Annotated in this window: 14 protein-coding genes; 7 read left to right on the top strand and 7 right to left on the bottom strand. The window is 68.7% G+C overall.

The window, feature by feature from the left end; genetic code table 11:
* Window positions 1–120: 120 nt before the first annotated feature.
* The 4 genes from I6H87_RS06585 to I6H87_RS06570 all read right to left on the bottom strand — a co-directional run bounded on the left by I6H87_RS06585 (window position 121) and on the right by I6H87_RS06570 (window position 3,268).
* Window positions 121–324 (bottom strand): hypothetical protein, encoded by a 204-nt coding sequence (locus I6H87_RS06585; protein WP_010811461.1) that lies wholly within the window; start codon window positions 322–324, stop codon window positions 121–123.
* A gap of 30 nt (window positions 325–354) precedes the next feature.
* Entirely contained in the window at window positions 355–924 is a 570-nt protein-coding gene (locus I6H87_RS06580) for an OB-fold putative lipoprotein (RefSeq protein ID WP_010811462.1), read from the bottom strand.
* 41 nt (window positions 925–965) lie between these two features.
* Entirely contained in the window at window positions 966–2,210 is a 1,245-nt protein-coding gene (locus I6H87_RS06575) for a glycosyltransferase (RefSeq protein WP_041687095.1), read from the bottom strand.
* Between the two features lie 101 nt (window positions 2,211–2,311).
* Complete coding sequence (locus I6H87_RS06570; RefSeq protein ID WP_011614346.1) at window positions 2,312–3,268, bottom strand: LysR family transcriptional regulator; 957 nt, start codon at window positions 3,266–3,268, stop codon at window positions 2,312–2,314.
* A 180-nt stretch (window positions 3,269–3,448) separates the two neighbouring features.
* On the opposite strand from I6H87_RS06570, the gene I6H87_RS06565 reads away from it, so the two are divergent.
* From I6H87_RS06565 to I6H87_RS06545, 5 genes are all read left to right on the top strand, one after another.
* Window positions 3,449–4,423, top strand: a complete 975-nt coding sequence (locus I6H87_RS06565) for a Bug family tripartite tricarboxylate transporter substrate binding protein (RefSeq protein ID WP_011614347.1) — start codon at window positions 3,449–3,451, stop codon at window positions 4,421–4,423.
* Window positions 4,424–4,470: 47 nt separating this feature from the next.
* Window positions 4,471–5,673: a CaiB/BaiF CoA transferase family protein gene (locus tag I6H87_RS06560; protein ID WP_041687097.1), complete on the top strand. Its 1,203-nt coding sequence runs from the start codon at window positions 4,471–4,473 to the stop codon at window positions 5,671–5,673.
* Between the two features lie 65 nt (window positions 5,674–5,738).
* A complete protein-coding gene (locus I6H87_RS06555; RefSeq protein WP_010811467.1) occupies window positions 5,739–6,512 on the top strand; it encodes an enoyl-CoA hydratase/isomerase family protein in 774 nt (257 codons plus the stop codon).
* A 55-nt stretch (window positions 6,513–6,567) separates the two neighbouring features.
* Window positions 6,568–8,922 (top strand): acyl-CoA dehydrogenase family protein, encoded by a 2,355-nt coding sequence (locus tag I6H87_RS06550; protein WP_011614350.1) that lies wholly within the window; start codon window positions 6,568–6,570, stop codon window positions 8,920–8,922.
* Between the two features lie 33 nt (window positions 8,923–8,955).
* Window positions 8,956–9,951: a tripartite tricarboxylate transporter substrate binding protein gene (locus I6H87_RS06545; protein ID WP_011614351.1), complete on the top strand. Its 996-nt coding sequence runs from the start codon at window positions 8,956–8,958 to the stop codon at window positions 9,949–9,951.
* 16 nt (window positions 9,952–9,967) lie between these two features.
* Here I6H87_RS06545 and mnmE read toward each other — a convergent pair whose 3' ends face one another.
* Together mnmE and I6H87_RS06535 are read right to left on the bottom strand one after the other, a co-directional pair.
* Entirely contained in the window at window positions 9,968–11,395 is a 1,428-nt protein-coding gene (mnmE, locus tag I6H87_RS06540; RefSeq protein ID WP_041687099.1) for a tRNA uridine-5-carboxymethylaminomethyl(34) synthesis GTPase MnmE, read from the bottom strand.
* 71 nt (window positions 11,396–11,466) lie between these two features.
* On the bottom strand, window positions 11,467–12,288 hold the full coding sequence (locus I6H87_RS06535) for a CHAD domain-containing protein (protein WP_041687101.1): 822 nt from the start codon (window positions 12,286–12,288) through the stop codon (window positions 11,467–11,469).
* 174 nt (window positions 12,289–12,462) lie between these two features.
* Here I6H87_RS06535 and I6H87_RS06530 point away from each other — a divergent pair, with 174 nt between their 5' ends.
* Both I6H87_RS06530 and I6H87_RS06525 read left to right on the top strand, forming a co-directional pair.
* The gene (locus I6H87_RS06530) at window positions 12,463–12,900 is read left to right on the top strand and encodes a PaaI family thioesterase (protein WP_010811472.1); all 438 of its coding nucleotides are present in this window, start codon (window positions 12,463–12,465) and stop codon (window positions 12,898–12,900) included.
* A gap of 31 nt (window positions 12,901–12,931) precedes the next feature.
* Window positions 12,932–13,318: a VOC family protein gene (locus tag I6H87_RS06525; RefSeq protein ID WP_010811473.1), complete on the top strand. Its 387-nt coding sequence runs from the start codon at window positions 12,932–12,934 to the stop codon at window positions 13,316–13,318.
* Between the two features lie 8 nt (window positions 13,319–13,326).
* On the opposite strand, the gene tam is transcribed toward I6H87_RS06525, so the two are convergent.
* On the bottom strand, window positions 13,327–14,097 hold the full coding sequence (gene tam / locus I6H87_RS06520) for a trans-aconitate 2-methyltransferase (protein WP_011614354.1): 771 nt from the start codon (window positions 14,095–14,097) through the stop codon (window positions 13,327–13,329).
* Window positions 14,098–14,105 lie beyond the last annotated feature (8 nt).

Here is a 14,105-nt window from a genome sequence, read left to right as displayed (position 1 = left end):
GGCGGGCTGCCATGCAAGACACAGTGGCCACCGCATACCTTCACACTGTAGGCGCCGGCACGCCGATCCAATCGTCCAAACAGAAGCGCAAAACGGCCGCTTCTGCGCCGCGGTGGCGCCTCAGCCGCCCGCGCCGCCGCCTTGAGCCAGCCGGCCCACCAGGACCAGGCACAGCCCGGCAAGGCAGACCCCGATCACTGCGACCTGCAGCCGCGTGACGGGTCTGCCGCCAAACAGCGTCTGGCTGAGCCAGGCGGGCGAAACCACGCCGACGATGGTGGCCACCATGATCAGGATGGCAAGGACGGACAGAACGGATTGCATGGCGGGACTCCGGAATCTAGGATGGCGCGATCAGTTGGCGCCGCCGCGCAGCAGGCAGTCGCGCAGCAGCGGTGCGCCATCCGCCAGCCCTGCGCCGTTGCATTCGAGCGCGACCTTCTGGCCGCGCCGCACCATGGTGGCTCGTGCTTCCACCTCGCACACCCGCCCTGCCGGGCCGCAGATCTGGCGTTGCAGCAGCAGTGCGCGCACATTCACGCCGGGATCGTTGGTGCGGATATCGACAAAGACCTGGTCGCGCTCGCGGCGAATGCCGCTGGCGACGCCTTCGACGATCAGGTACTGGCCCAGGTAGCGGGTGTCGGCTTCCTTGGGGTTGTCGCGGTAGTCATTCAGCAGCGTGTCGGCCTGGAGCTGCGGCAGCCGGTCCGCGGGGCGCTCCGGGTCAATGCTGATCGGGTCGAGCGTGCCATCGCGCGGGATCCCGCGCACGACGCTGGCCGGCACCGCGCTGGCTTCGGCCTGCGCCTCGGGCGCGGCATCGCCGACATCGTCGCGGCGGTCATTGCCGGCAAACCACAACATGCCAAGGACAGCCACGGCGACGATGGCAACAAGGATTTGCTGGGTACGGTTCAACATCGGAAGGTCCTGCGTCAGTGAATGCGGAATGCGGAACGGGATTATGCGCCCTGCCTGCCGCAAAAGCGCTCAATCGCCGCCACGGCGTGGTCGACGCCACGCTCGGCGGCCATCGCGCGGCCCAGCCTGGCGGCCCGTTCGCGCGTGGCCGGCTGCTCGGCAAAGGCGATCATCGACGCCAGCCGCGGCGCGTCGATCTTGTGCCCGGCGACATGACGCGGCGCCACGCCCAGTGCCGCCAGCCGGCCCGCCCAGAAGAACTGGTCGCCCGCAAACGGCAGCACGATCGCCGGCACGCCCGCCGCCGCGGCCGCATGCGTGGTGCCCGCACCGCCGTGATGGATTGCCGCCGACACGCGCGGCAACAGCCAGTCATGCGGGGTGGCGCCCACCACGTGGAAGCTGGATGGCAACGCCGCCACGTCGATGCCGCTCCAGCCCGGATAGAACAGCGCGCGCCGGCCATCGGCCGCCTGCACCAGCGCCGTCACCACCTTGTGCCGGTCAAAGCCCGCCATGCTGCCAAAGCCGATATACAGCGGCGCCTCGCCGGCCGCCAGGAAGTCGCGCAGCGGCGCGTCCGGTTGCCAGTCCGGCTGCGGCGGCATGGTCCACGCGCCGCTCACCAGCCAGTCGTCATGCCAGTCATGCGGACGCGGGACCAGCTGCGGCGAGATCGCGTACAGCGTAGGAAAGTCCGCCCACATCGCCTTGCGCGCCGACGCGCCGAACAGCCTGGAGCGCGCAGCATTGGTCGCGCTACGGAACATGCGCCACAGCACGAAGTTGATCACGTGGTGGCTGGCGCGATTGGCCCACCCCGGCATCCTGAACGGCGGCAGCAGCGCGGACGGAAAGGCCCGCGTCGGCGAGATCGGGAACATGCCCGCGCCGATCACCGGCTTGCCCAACTGCTCGCCCACCGACAGCGCCACATACGCCGTCAGCCCCGAGAACACGATGCCGTCCGCATCGCGCGCAGCCTCCGCCAGCTGCGCCATCCACGCCTCGGTGTTGTCCTCGGCAATGCGCGCGAATGCACGCGTGGCCTCGGCGACGTTGCCGCCTTCGGTCATCAGCTTGTGCAGCGCGCCGCCGGGCGCCAGCGTCTGCTGGATATCGCCTGCCATCGGCGCGAAGGCGAGGCCGTGCTCTGCCGCGAGCGTGGCCGCCGAGCGTTCGCCCAGCATCAGCACGTCATGGCCGGCGGCGCGCAGGCCGAGGCCCAGCGCGACGATGGGGCGGCAGTCGCCCTGGGTACCGAAGGTGATCAGGATGAGGCGCATGGCGGGGGAAAGGTGCGATGCAAAAATCCGCATCGCAGCTTCGATTGTGGTGTTCCCGACAGTTTACCCGGGCGTAGCTTGCGCAGTAGGCCAGCCTGGCCTCAGGAAGCGTGTGCCGGCCAGCGGCCGTCGGCGACCAGGGCCTGCACCGTGTCGGAAATCAGCGCTTGCACGGTCGATGCGGCCATCGACAGTGGGGTGGTGGCAGAGCGGCACAGGTAGACCGGCCGCGAAATGCCGGGCTCGACGATGCGGGCCGCGGACAGCAAGCCGCTGCGCAATTCGCGGCGGACCGACGCATAGGACAGGATGGTGAAGCCGACCCCCGCCGCGGCCAGCTCGATCAACTGCGGAATGGCGTTGACCTCCGCCAGCACGCGCAAGCTGACGTGATGGGATTTCGCATGGCGGTCGATCAGCGCGCGCAGGCCATGCAGCCCGGCCGGCAGGAGCATGGCGTAGTCAGCCAGTTCGGCGAAGGCGACCTGGCCGACCGTGCCCGGACTGCCGCTGGCATTCGGCGCCCCATGGAGCGCGCCAGGGGGTCCCACCAGGACCAGGTCCTCGTCCAGCAGATGCTCGAACAGCAGCCCGGCGCCAGGATCCACCTGGAAGGTCAGGCCGATGTCGATGTGCCCGCTGAGCAGGCGCTCCGGGATATAGCCCGTGCTCAGTTCGATGATCTGGAGCTGGATCTTCTGCCAGCGCGCCAGCGTCTCGCGCACCAGCGCCAGGGTCAGGATCTGCGCCATGGACTGGGGCAGGCCGATCGCGACACGGCCCGCCGGCTCGGCCACGAAGTCGCGGACATCCTCGCAGGCCAGGTCGACGCGGGTCAGGATGTCCTTGGCGTGGCTCACGAAGCGCAGGCCCGCCGCCGTGGGTAGCACGCCCCTCTGGGTACGGTCGAACAGCCTGACGCGTAGTTCTTGCTCGAGTTGCTTGATCTGGAGGCTCAGCGCCGGCTGGGCCAGATGCATGTGCTCGGCCGCCCGCGAGATCGAGCCTGCGGACACGACGGCCAGGAAGCACCGCAGATCCCGTATATCAATGGCCATGATGGGATTTCCAGCAAACGCGCGACAAGGCGGGGAGCTCAGTATATAAAAATTATATGTATGGCATCGTGAAACGGTCTTTTACTTATAGCAAGGCCGGCGCCATAGTGGCAACCAGATTCCCATCCTGCCAGGCAAGCGTGTCCGGCCAGGGACAAGGGAACCACACCGGAGACTGCCATGACATTCAGCCGCCGCACCCTGCTGCTCGGCACTGCCGCCGCCTTGCTGGCCCGGCACGGGTTTGCACAGGGCTGGCCTTCCAGGCCGGTCAGGATCGTGGTGCCGTTCGCGGCGGGAGGTCCGGGCGATTTCGTCGCGCGCCTGGCCGCGAAGCATCTCGCGCAGGTGCTGGCGCAGCCGGTCGTGGTCGAGAACAAGCCAGGCGCCAGCGGCAACCTGGGAGCGCAGTTCGTGCTGGACACGGAGGCCGATGGCCATACCCTGCTGCTGAACACGGTCGGCATGCAGGCGGTCAATCCCCTGATGTACCCAGCCGCGCGCTTCCTGCCGCAGCGCGATTTCGTGGCCATCGGCATTGCCGCCACCGTGCCGAACGTGCTGGTGGTCCATCCGGGCAAGCTCGGTGTCTCGACCATGGGCGACCTGGTCAGGCTTGGCAAGCAGCGGCCCGGCAACCTCACCTTTGCCACCTACGGGCCGGGGAGTTCTCCGCATATCTACGGTGCGCTGCTCCAGCGGCTGGCCGGCTTCTCGGCCATTGAAGTGCCGTACAAGGGCAGCGCGCCGGCCAGCAGCGATGTGATGGCGGGCCAGGTGGACTTCCTGTTCGACAGCATGACCACCTGCGTGAGCCAGATTCAGGGCGGCAAGCTGAAGGGGCTGGCGATCACCTCGGCAGAGCGGTCGCCGCTGTTGCCGGCCGTCCCCACCATGAAGGAGGCGGGCTACGGCGGCCTGGCCATGAAGTACTGGCTGTCGCTCCAGGCTTCGGCCAGGACCCCGCCTGAGATCGTGTCCGCGCTGCGCCAGGCCCTGGCCAGGGCGCTGGCCGATCCCGCCTATCAGCGCGCCCTGGCCGCGCGTGGCGCAGAGCCGCTCCTGATCGCCCCGGCGCAAGTGCAGGCCTTTGTCGACCGCGATGCTGAACGCTGGACTGCCGCGGCCCGCAGCATTGGCATTCGGGCGGAATAGCCGCCACCCGGCCCTCTCATCCGACTTTACATCCATTGAAACTGCCCATGCTTGCGCTACAAGGAATTCGCGTGCTGGACCTGAGCAAGGTGCTGGCCGGCCCGCTGTGCGGCCAGTATCTGGGGGAACTCGGCGCCGACGTCGTCAAGGTCGAGCCGATCGGCGTGGGGGACGATACCCGCGCCTGGCTGCCGCAGGAGCAGGGCCAGTCGGCAACCTTCCTTTCGGTCAACCACAACAAGCGCAGCATCGCGGTCGACCTCAAGACCGCCGAGGGACAGCAGCTCGTGCAGACCCTGGCCGCCGGCGCGGACATCGTGCTGCAGGGCTTCGGCGGAGGCACCGCGGCCCGGCTGGGCGTGGACCATGACAGCCTGAGCGCGCGCAATCCCCGCCTGATCTACTGCGAGATCTCCGGCTATGGCCGCACCGGCCCGCTCGGCAACGAGCCCGGCTATGACGTCATGCTGCAGGCGTTCAGCGGCATGATTAGCACCATGGGCGATCCGGCAGGCAAGCTGGCGCGCGCCAGTTTCTCTCCGGTCGACCTGGGCACGGGCATGCATGCCTTCAGCGGCATCCTGGCCGCGTTGATCGAACGCGAAAAGACCGGGCACGGCGTCTACCTGGAGGTCTCGCTGCTCGATACCGCGCTCGGCTTCATGGGCTACATGGCGCAGAACTACTGGCGCACCGGCCGGGCGCCGGCGCGCATGGGGACCGCGCACCCCGCCATGGCCCCGTACCAGGCCTTCGATGCAGCGGATGGCCCGCTCATGATCGGCGTCGGCAACGATGCCCAGTGGCGCCGCTTCTGCACGGTCGCCGGGCTGCACGACCACGTCGACGACCCCGCGTTCGCCACCAATGCGGCGCGCGTGGCCAACTTCGCGCGCACCGTGGACCTCGTGCAGCGCCGCATCGCCACGCAGCCGGTCGCATTCTGGCTGCAGGCATTGCGCGCGGCAGGCGTGGCCTGCTCGCCCATCCACACACTCGACCAGGCCCTTGCCCACCCGCAGCTGGAGGCGCGGCAGCTGGTGGTCGAATCGGAACACCCGGTGCTGGGCACGGTCCGGAACATGGGTTTGCCGGTGCGGTTTCGCGACGGCAAGCGGCAGGCGCACCGCGCGCCGCCCCTGCTGGGGCAGCACACCGAGGAAATTCTGCGCGAGGCAGGCTTTGGCCCCGACATGATCCGGCGCTACCAGGCCGACGGCATCGTGGCGGTCGCCGGATCCGTCACGTAGTGAGCGCGAGGCAAGCCCGCCCCCAAGTCAACTGAAGCCCGTCCCATATCCACTCAATGGAATCCATGTCCTCCATTCGCTATGCCGTGCGCGACCAGGTCGCCGAAATCCAGCTGGACAGCCTGCCAGTCAATGCGCTGAACGAGGCCATGATCGACGACCTGATCGGCGCCTTGCGGCGCGCCGCCGAAGACGACTCGGTGCGCGCCGTCATCCTCGGCAGCGCCATCCCGCGCCGCTTCTGTGCCGGCCTGCGGCTCGATGCCGTGCAGCAGTCTTCACCGAGCCAGCTCTATGCGCTGGTGGAGAAACTCTATGTGGGGTTGTGCGAGGCGCAGTTCCAGCTGAAGAAGCCGTCGATCGCGGCGGTCGAGGGTGCGGCGCGCGGCGGTGGCATGACCCTGGCCATCTCGTGCGACATGATCGTCGCGGCCGAGGACGCAACATTTGGCTATCCCGAGATCGACGTCGGCATGATCCCTGCCATCCACTACACGCATCTGCCGCGCATCGTCGGGCGCCACCGCGCCTTTGACCTGCTGTTCACCGGGCGCGCATTCGATGCCGACGAAGCCTGGCGGCTTGGCCTGGTCAGCCGCGTCGTGCCGCAGCCGGACGTCATGCGCGAAGCCCGGGCGCTGGCGCAATCCTTCTGCGAGAAATCGCCCACCATCGTGCGAATGGGCCGCGCCGCCTTCCTGCGCGCCAACGACTCCGACTACCGCCGCGGCGTAGCCGGTGCGGTGGAGAGCTTCGGGAATATCGCGGTAACCGATGACGCAAAGGAAGGCGTGGCGGCGTTCGTGGAGAAGCGCAAGCCGGCATGGTCGCCAGGGTGACTGTGATCCCGTCAGGAGAACGCAACCCAGCAGTGCTTTCATCAAAGGGCCAACCATGCCAGATCATTCCCGAGCCGATCGCCTCGAAGCATTCCGCCAGGAGGTTCGCAGCTTCCTGCGCGAGGTGGTCCCGCCCGATATCCGGGCCGCTTCGCGCGCCCATTGCCTGGTGACGCGCGAGCAGGCCGTGCGCTGGCAGCGGATCCTGCATGCGCGCGGGTGGGCGGCACCTGGCTGGCCGCGGGAGTACGGCGGCCCGGGATGGTCGCTGGTGGAGCAGGCAATCTTCCGGGAAGAGCTGGCGGCCAGCGACGCGCCGCGCTATGACAATCTCGGCATCGATACCATCGGACCCACGCTGATCCGCTATGGCACGCCCGAGCAGTGCCGGCGCTTCCTGCCCGGCATGCTGTCCTTCGATGACTTCTGGGCGCAAGGCTATTCCGAGCCCGACGCCGGGTCCGACCTAGCGTCTTTGCGCACCGTTGCGCGCCGCGATGGCGACGAATGGGTCGTCAACGGCAGCAAGATCTGGCAGACCCTGGGCCAGTGGGCCAACTGGGCACTGGTGCTGGTCCGCACCGATCCGTCTGCCCGACGCAAGCAAGAGGGCATCTCGGTGCTGCTGATGGACCTGCGCACACCGGGCGTGACGGTGCGGCCGATCCGCTTTATCAACGGCGCGCACTTCCACGTGCAGATGTTCTTCGACGACGTGCGGGTGCCCGCGGCCAACCTGGTGGGCGTGGAACACGCCGGCTGGTCCATCGCCAAGGGACTGCTGGTGATCGAGCGCCTGTTCGTCGCCCGGGTGGGAGACTGCAAGGCGGAGCTGGCCAGCGTCGCGAAACTGGCCGGCAAATGGCGCCCGGGCCCCGGCGCGCAGATCGACGATGCCTTGCTGGCGCGCCGGCATGCCGAGCTGGACATTCGCATGCGCGCGCTCGAAGCCGCGTGGTGGCCGGCAGTGCGGTTTGCTGAGCAGGGCGGCAGTCCTGAGCTGGAAGCCTCGCTGCTCAAGCTCGATGGCAACCTGCTGCTGCAGGACCTGCACACGTTCAAGCTGGATGCGTTGGGCGCCCGAACATTGCCCTTCGATCCCCGCGCGATCGATGGCGAGCCCAGTCCGGAGCCGCTATCTCCTGGCCATGCCGAGAATTTTCCGCTGCACTACTGGCGCTACCGTGGCATCACGCTGGCCGGGGGCTCGTCGGAGATACAACGCCAGATCGTTGCCAAGGCTGTGTTCGGCGGACTGACCGAGATCGACCGCCCCCGCCAGGACCAGATGGACGAGCAGCAGGCGATCATGGACGGCACCCTGCGCCGCTGGCTGGACAAGCACTACGGCTTCGAGCGCAGGCGCGAGGCCGTGGCTGCCAGGGACGGCTTCGACCCTGCCGCATGGGCTGCCCTTGCCGAGCTGGGCCTGACCGGCCTGCTGATCCCGGAGTGCGACGGCGGCCTGGGCGGCACCCTGTCCGACCTCATGCCATTGCTGGAAGCGCTCGGCGAGGCCCTGGTGGTGGAGCCCATGCTCTGGAGCGCGGTCCTCGGCACGCAGGTGCTGCTTGGCGCGGAGAACGCAGAAGGACGCGAACCGCTGCTCGCAGCGCTGGCCAGCGGCCAGGCCCGCTGCGCGCTGGCTTATCGCGAGGGCCAGTCCCGCCGCGACGTCCACCATCCTGAAACCGTTGCGCGCCGGGATGGCGCGCACTGGCGCCTGCACGGCGTCAACCGGCTGGTGATGGGCGCCGCCCAGGCGCAGCATCTGTTTGTTACGGCTTGCCTGCCTGAAGGCGGGCTGGCGCTGTTCGATGTGCCGAGCCAGGCGGCCGGTGTCGGCCTGCGTGCCTATCAGCTCCACGACGGGCGCAGCGCGGCGGACATTCGCTTCGACAACGTCGAACTGCCTGCGTCCGCGCTGCTCTGCGGCGCGGACCACGCCACGGCGTTGCTGGACGACGCGCTGGAACTTGCCACCCTCGCCCTCTGCGCGGAAAGCATCGGGGCCATGCGGCGATCGCTTGCCCTCACGGTTGAGTACATGCGCATGCGCAAGCAGTTCGGCCGCACCCTTTCAGAGCAGCAAGTGCTTCAGCATCGGGTGGCCGACCACTATCGCGGCTGGCATGCCGCACGCCAGCTGGTGCGCGAAGCCGTTGCAGGCTGGTCCCTGGTGCCGCCGGCCGAGCGCTCGCGCCGCGTCAGCGCCGCCAAGTACATGGTTGGCCATGCCAGCCGTGTGCTTGCGCTTGACGCCCTGCAACTGCATGGGGCGATCGGCATGCAGGACGAAACCCCGATCAGTCACTACAGCAAGCGCCTGATGGCCAACGATGCACTGCTCGGCAATGCCTCGGCGCATCTCGGGCGCTTTGTCGATGCCGGCCATCGCTCGCAGGCGTGAACAGGACAACACTGAGAAGAAAGAGGCAATGCCATGCAAGCACTCCGCAGTACCAGGCGCCTGGCGCTCGCACTTGCCGCTGCCCTGGGCGCAATGATGGCGGCCCCGGCTGTGTCCGCGCAAACGGGCGCGGCGTGGCCTGCGCGGCCGGTTACCATCATCGTGCCGGGCGCGGCAGGGGGCACGATCGATATTCCCATCCGCATGCTCGCGCAGAAACTGAGCCTTCGCCTTGGCCAGCCTGTCATCGTGGACAACCGGCCCGGCAGCGGGGGCATCATCGGCACACAGGCGGCGCTACGCGCGCCCGCCGACGGCTACACGCTCCTGGCCGGGAATGTCGGGCCGCAGGCCATCAACTACAGCGCCTACAAGACCCTGCCATACAAGCCGGACGACCTGGTGGGGATTACCGATGTCATCTCTTTTCCCAGCGTCCTGGTCGTCAACGCACAGTCGCCGATCCGGAGCGCCGCCGACCTGGTCGCGCAAATGAGGGCGCAGGCGGGAAAGCTGTCCTTCGGCTCCTCCGGCATCGGCCAGACCAGCCACCTGACCGGCGAACTGCTCAAGCAGCGCACGGGAACGGATGCCATTCACGTTCCCTATCGCGGTTCCACGCCGGCGACCACCGCGCTGCTGGCCGGTGAAACGACTTTCCAGTTCGACAACCTGACCCAGGCCCTGCCGCATATCCGGGCCGGCAAGCTGCGCCCGCTCGCCGTGACGTCGGCACGGCGAATCCCCAGCCTGCCCGAGGTGCCGACCATGGAGGAAACCGGGGTGGGCAACCTCTTGTCGACGGCGTGGATCGGCATCTTTGTGAAAGCCGGCACGCCGCCGGAGATCGCAGCCAGGCTGCATGAGCACCTGGTCGCGGTCCTGCGCGCCCCGGACGTGGTTACCGAAATCAGCCGGATGGGCGGTATTCCAGGCGGACAGGCACAGGAGAGATTCGCCGCCTTTGTCACGGCGGAACGCTTGCGCTGGAGCGAAACCATCAAGACATCGCAGCTGAGCCTGGATTGAGGTCAGGCGCTGCGCCTTATTTTCCGATGCAAAACCGCGTAAAGATCGTCCCCAGCAGATCATCACTGGTGAACTCACCCGTAATGCTGTTCAGGCAATCCTGTGCCAGCCGCAGTTCTTCGGCAAACAGGTCCAGCGCCTGCGCCTGGTGCTCGGCCTGCTCGGCGGCGATATCCAGGTGCGATTGCGCATTCCGCAGCGCCGTCAGGTGCCGCTCGCGCGCCAGGAAGTTGCCTTCATTGCCCGACTGCCAGCCCACCAGCCGCAGCAGCTCACGGCGCAGCAGTTCAATGCCGGCCCCGGTGCGCGCCGAGATCCAGATCTCGGTCGGGTTGGGGCCGTTGGCGGCGACCACGTGCGGGCGGTTGCCGCCGAAGACGACATCGCCAACCGCGGGCGCCTTGTCGATCTTGTTGACGATGCGCACGATCGGCGAGCCCGGCGGCAGCTGGCCGCTGAGCTGGTCGTCGATGGCGTCGTCAGTCTCTGACAGGCCATGGCGCAGGTAGTCGGTGGCGTCGACCAGGTGCAGCACGATGTCGGCGCGGCGGATGGCGTCCCAGGTGCGTTCGATGCCGATGCGCTCGACTTCGTCGGCGGCATGCTCGCGCAGGCCGGCGGTGTCGATGATATGCAGCGGGATGCCGTCGATCTGGATGGTCTCGCGCACGCGGTCGCGCGTGGTGCCGGCGATGGGCGTGACGATGGCCAGCTCCGCGCCGGCCAGCGCGTTCAGCAGCGACGACTTGCCCACGTTGGGCTGGCCCGCCAGCACCACCGACAGGCCCTCGCGCAGCAGCGCGCCCTGGCGCGCCTGCGCCAGCACGCCGCTCAGTTCGGTGCGGATGGTGGCAAGCTGGCCGCGCGCGTCGGACTGCTCCAGGAAATCGATCTCTTCTTCGGGGAAGTCCAGCGTGGCTTCGACCAGCATGCGCAGGTGGATGACCTTGTCCACAAGCTGGCGGATGGCGTTGGAGAATTCGCCCTCCATTGAACGCGCCGCCGAGCGCGCCGCGGCCTCGGTGCTGGCTTCGATCAGGTCGGCCACGGCCTCGGCCTGGGCCAGGTCGAGCTTGTCGTTGAGGAAGGCGCGCCGCGTGAACTCGCCGGGCTCTGCCAGGCGCAGGCCGATGCCGTCGCCCGCTTGCAGGCAGCGTGTCAGCAGCATCTGCATCACCACCGGCCCGCCGTGGCCCTGCAGCTCGAGCACTTCCTCGCCGGTATAGGAATTGGGCGCCGGGAAATACAGCGCCAGGCCGTGGTCGATGACCTTGCCATGGCCATCGAGGAACGGCAGGTAGGTGGCGTGGCGCGGCTTCAGTGCCTGGCCGCAGACGGAGCGCATCACGGGGCCAACATCGGGGCCCGACACGCGCACCACGCCGATGCCGCCGCGTCCGGGCGCGGTGGCGATGGCGGCAATGGGAACCTGGGGAGCAGTCATGGCGCTATTGTCGCAGATCGGGTGCGGTTGGCGTGGCACGCGGTGGGCAGGCCGCCATGGCGGGCGGGTGGTCAGCTGGCACCGGGCAGCGGGCGCGGCGGCGCCTCGTCCGGCATTGCCTGCGCCTGCAGGCAATCGGCCAGCAGCCGGCGCGCGACGATGCCGTCGACAAGGCGGCCGAGCTTTGCCTGCCCTTTGACCAGCTTGCGATGCAGGTCCCTGGTGTAGCGGGATGGCAGCACCGGCTCGAATGCCTCGATCACATAGCGCAGTCGCTTGCCGGCGATGCGCTGCTCATGCACCGCGCGGGGATCGCCGCGGCGTGCGGCCTTTGCCAGCGCGCGCAGGCGCTTGCGGCCGCGGCGCACGCGCTTGCGCGCAAAGGGCCCGAGGCGGCCACCGCCATTGCGGGCGCGGGCGGCCAGCTGGGCCAGGTGCGCCAGGTCGCGATGCAGCGCTGGCAGCGGCCAGTCACGGTAACCGGCCAGGGCCGCCAGCATGGTTTGCCGTGCGGTGTCGCGGCGCTCTCGGGCGGTGTCGGCGATGGCCGACAGCACGGTATCGTCCGGTTCCAGTTTGCGTGCCGGGGCAATGGTTTCGGCCAGGAATACGTCCCAGTCGCGCACGTCGCTGGTGGCGCGCGCCAGCATGCGCAGGTCATGCTTCCAGCGATCGCGCTCCTGCCGCGGCAACGACGGCCCCAGGGCCCAGAGCACCGCGCGCGCATGGCGCACCGCCACGCGCAGCGCGTGCAGGTCTTCGGGCTCGTCGCGGCGCAGCAACTGGGCCAGGCTCGCTTCGATGCGCGCCAGGCTTGCCTGCGTCAGCGCGGCAAAGGCCGCGGCGGGCCGCGTCTTGCGGCGCAGTGGGGGGGGATGGGTGTCGGCGATCATTGCGGGCTGCATGCGCTCAGGCGCGCACTCGGGTCGCGGATGCTTCCAGTGTAGGCGACGGCACGCCGGCCCGCTTCCGCGCGGCGTAACAGGCGCATGGATGGTTGACAGCCCCGCGCCTTCACGCTGCAATGCGCACATCCCGGTGATGCAGTGACCCGACAAGGAACAGCCATGACCACCGAACAGGAACGGCTTCTGCTGCGCGACACCATCGAGGCGGGCTTTCGCCAGGCCGCCTTTGTCAACGATGTCGGCATCACGCTGGCGGACTGCGGGCCCGGCTGGTGCGAATCCACGCTGGCCATTGCGCCGCGCCACCTGCAGCACGGCGGCATCGTCCATGCGGGCGTGCAGGCCACCATCGCGGACCACACCGCGGGCGCGGCGGCATCCACCATCCTGGAGGCAGGCCAGCACGTGGTCACCGCGGAGTTCAAGATCAACCTGCTCAGGGCCGTGCGCAGCGAACGGCTGCGCTGCCGTGCCGATGTGCTCAAGTCCGGCCGTTCGATCATCGTGGTGGAGGCGGATGTCTTCGCCGACGTCCACGGTGAATCGGTGCTGGTCAGCCGCCTGAACGCCACCATGAGCGTGCTGGACCTGGCCTGAGCCCCCTCCCACCGTTGAAAGGAAGCGATCCATGATCGACCACACCGGCGTAAGCGTCAGTGACTACGGCAAGAGCCGCGCCTTCTACCAGGCGGCGCTGGGCGCCATCGGCTATGTGCTGGACAAGGAATTCCCGGCCAGCGTCACCGGCAGCACCGATGTCGCAGGCTTCGGCCCACCGGGGCAACCCGACTTCTGGATCCACCGCGGCACGCCCAACCAGCCGCCGCTGCATGTGGCCTTCCGCGTGGACAGCCGCGAGACCGTCGATGCCTTCCATCGCGCGGCGCTGGCCGCGGGCGGGCGCGACAACGGCGCGCCGGGCATCCGCGCGCACTACCACCCCAACTACTACGGCGCCTTCGTGCTGGATCCGGACGGGCACAACATCGAAGCGGTGTGCCACAAGCCGGCGTAGGGCTGGCCTCAGCGCGTCGCGACGATAAACAGGCGCGGGAACGGCAGCAGCACCGACCCGTCCGGCAGCGCCGGGTACGCCTTGGCAATCTCGGTCTGGTAGCGCGCCAGGTAGGCGGCGCGCTCGGCCTCGTCCAGCGGTTGCAGGAAGGGGCGCAGGCCGCTGCCCTTGAACCACTCCACCACCGCGGCCGGGCCGTCCGCCAGCGGATGGTGGTACGTGGTCAGCCATACGTCCACGCGCTGGCACAGCGGGCGCAACAGCTCGTAGTACCACTGCGCCGGGGCACGCTCGGCGCGGGCCTTGCTGGCGCCGGCGAGCTTTTCTGCCCACGGGCTTTCCGTCGCCACCTGGCGCATCAGCCGGTGCGCGGGTTCTTCCAGGTTGTCCGGCATCTGCACGGCCAGCGTGCCGCCGGGAGCGAGCCTGGATACCAGTGCCGGGAACAGGCTGGCGTGGTCAGGCAGCCACTGCAGCACGGCATTGGCCAGGATCACGTCATAGGGCCCGGCCTCGTCCCAGGCGCCGATGTCGGCCACGCGGAACTGCACCGCGGGCAGGCGCTTGCGCGCCGCATCGACCATGTCCTGCGAGCTGTCCAGCCCGGTCACCGACGCCCCCGTATAGCGCGCCAGCAGCACCTCGGTGGAGTTGCCCGGCCCGCAGCCGATATCCACCGCGCTGCGCGCGATCTCATTGGGGATGGCAGCCACCAGGTCGCGGACCGGGCGGGTGCGTTCGTCTTCGAAGGCGACGTATTGGTGGGCGGACCAGCTCATGGGGGATC

Source organism: Cupriavidus necator (assembly GCF_016127575.1).
GTDB classification, from domain to species: Bacteria; Pseudomonadota; Gammaproteobacteria; order Burkholderiales; family Burkholderiaceae; genus Cupriavidus; species Cupriavidus necator_D.
This window is presented reverse-complemented; position numbering and strand designations above follow the sequence as displayed.

Coding starts and splice junctions, on each gene's coding strand:
- tam (WP_011614354.1), bottom strand. CDS start 14,097: ATGAGCTGGTCCGCCCACCAATACGTCGCCTTCGAAGACGAACGCACC.
- I6H87_RS06585 (WP_010811461.1), bottom strand. CDS start 324: ATGCAATCCGTTCTGTCCGTCCTTGCCATCCTGATCATGGTGGCCACC.
- I6H87_RS06535 (WP_041687101.1), bottom strand. CDS start 12,288: ATGATCGCCGACACCCATCCCCCCCCACTGCGCCGCAAGACGCGGCCC.
- I6H87_RS06570 (WP_011614346.1), bottom strand. CDS start 3,268: ATGGCCATTGATATACGGGATCTGCGGTGCTTCCTGGCCGTCGTGTCC.
- I6H87_RS06550 (WP_011614350.1), top strand. CDS start 6,568: ATGCCAGATCATTCCCGAGCCGATCGCCTCGAAGCATTCCGCCAGGAG.
- I6H87_RS06580 (WP_010811462.1), bottom strand. CDS start 924: ATGTTGAACCGTACCCAGCAAATCCTTGTTGCCATCGTCGCCGTGGCT.
- I6H87_RS06555 (WP_010811467.1), top strand. CDS start 5,739: ATGTCCTCCATTCGCTATGCCGTGCGCGACCAGGTCGCCGAAATCCAG.
- I6H87_RS06545 (WP_011614351.1), top strand. CDS start 8,956: ATGCAAGCACTCCGCAGTACCAGGCGCCTGGCGCTCGCACTTGCCGCT.
- I6H87_RS06565 (WP_011614347.1), top strand. CDS start 3,449: ATGACATTCAGCCGCCGCACCCTGCTGCTCGGCACTGCCGCCGCCTTG.
- I6H87_RS06530 (WP_010811472.1), top strand. CDS start 12,463: ATGACCACCGAACAGGAACGGCTTCTGCTGCGCGACACCATCGAGGCG.
- mnmE (WP_041687099.1), bottom strand. CDS start 11,395: ATGACTGCTCCCCAGGTTCCCATTGCCGCCATCGCCACCGCGCCCGGA.
- I6H87_RS06560 (WP_041687097.1), top strand. CDS start 4,471: ATGCTTGCGCTACAAGGAATTCGCGTGCTGGACCTGAGCAAGGTGCTG.
- I6H87_RS06575 (WP_041687095.1), bottom strand. CDS start 2,210: ATGCGCCTCATCCTGATCACCTTCGGTACCCAGGGCGACTGCCGCCCC.
- I6H87_RS06525 (WP_010811473.1), top strand. CDS start 12,932: ATGATCGACCACACCGGCGTAAGCGTCAGTGACTACGGCAAGAGCCGC.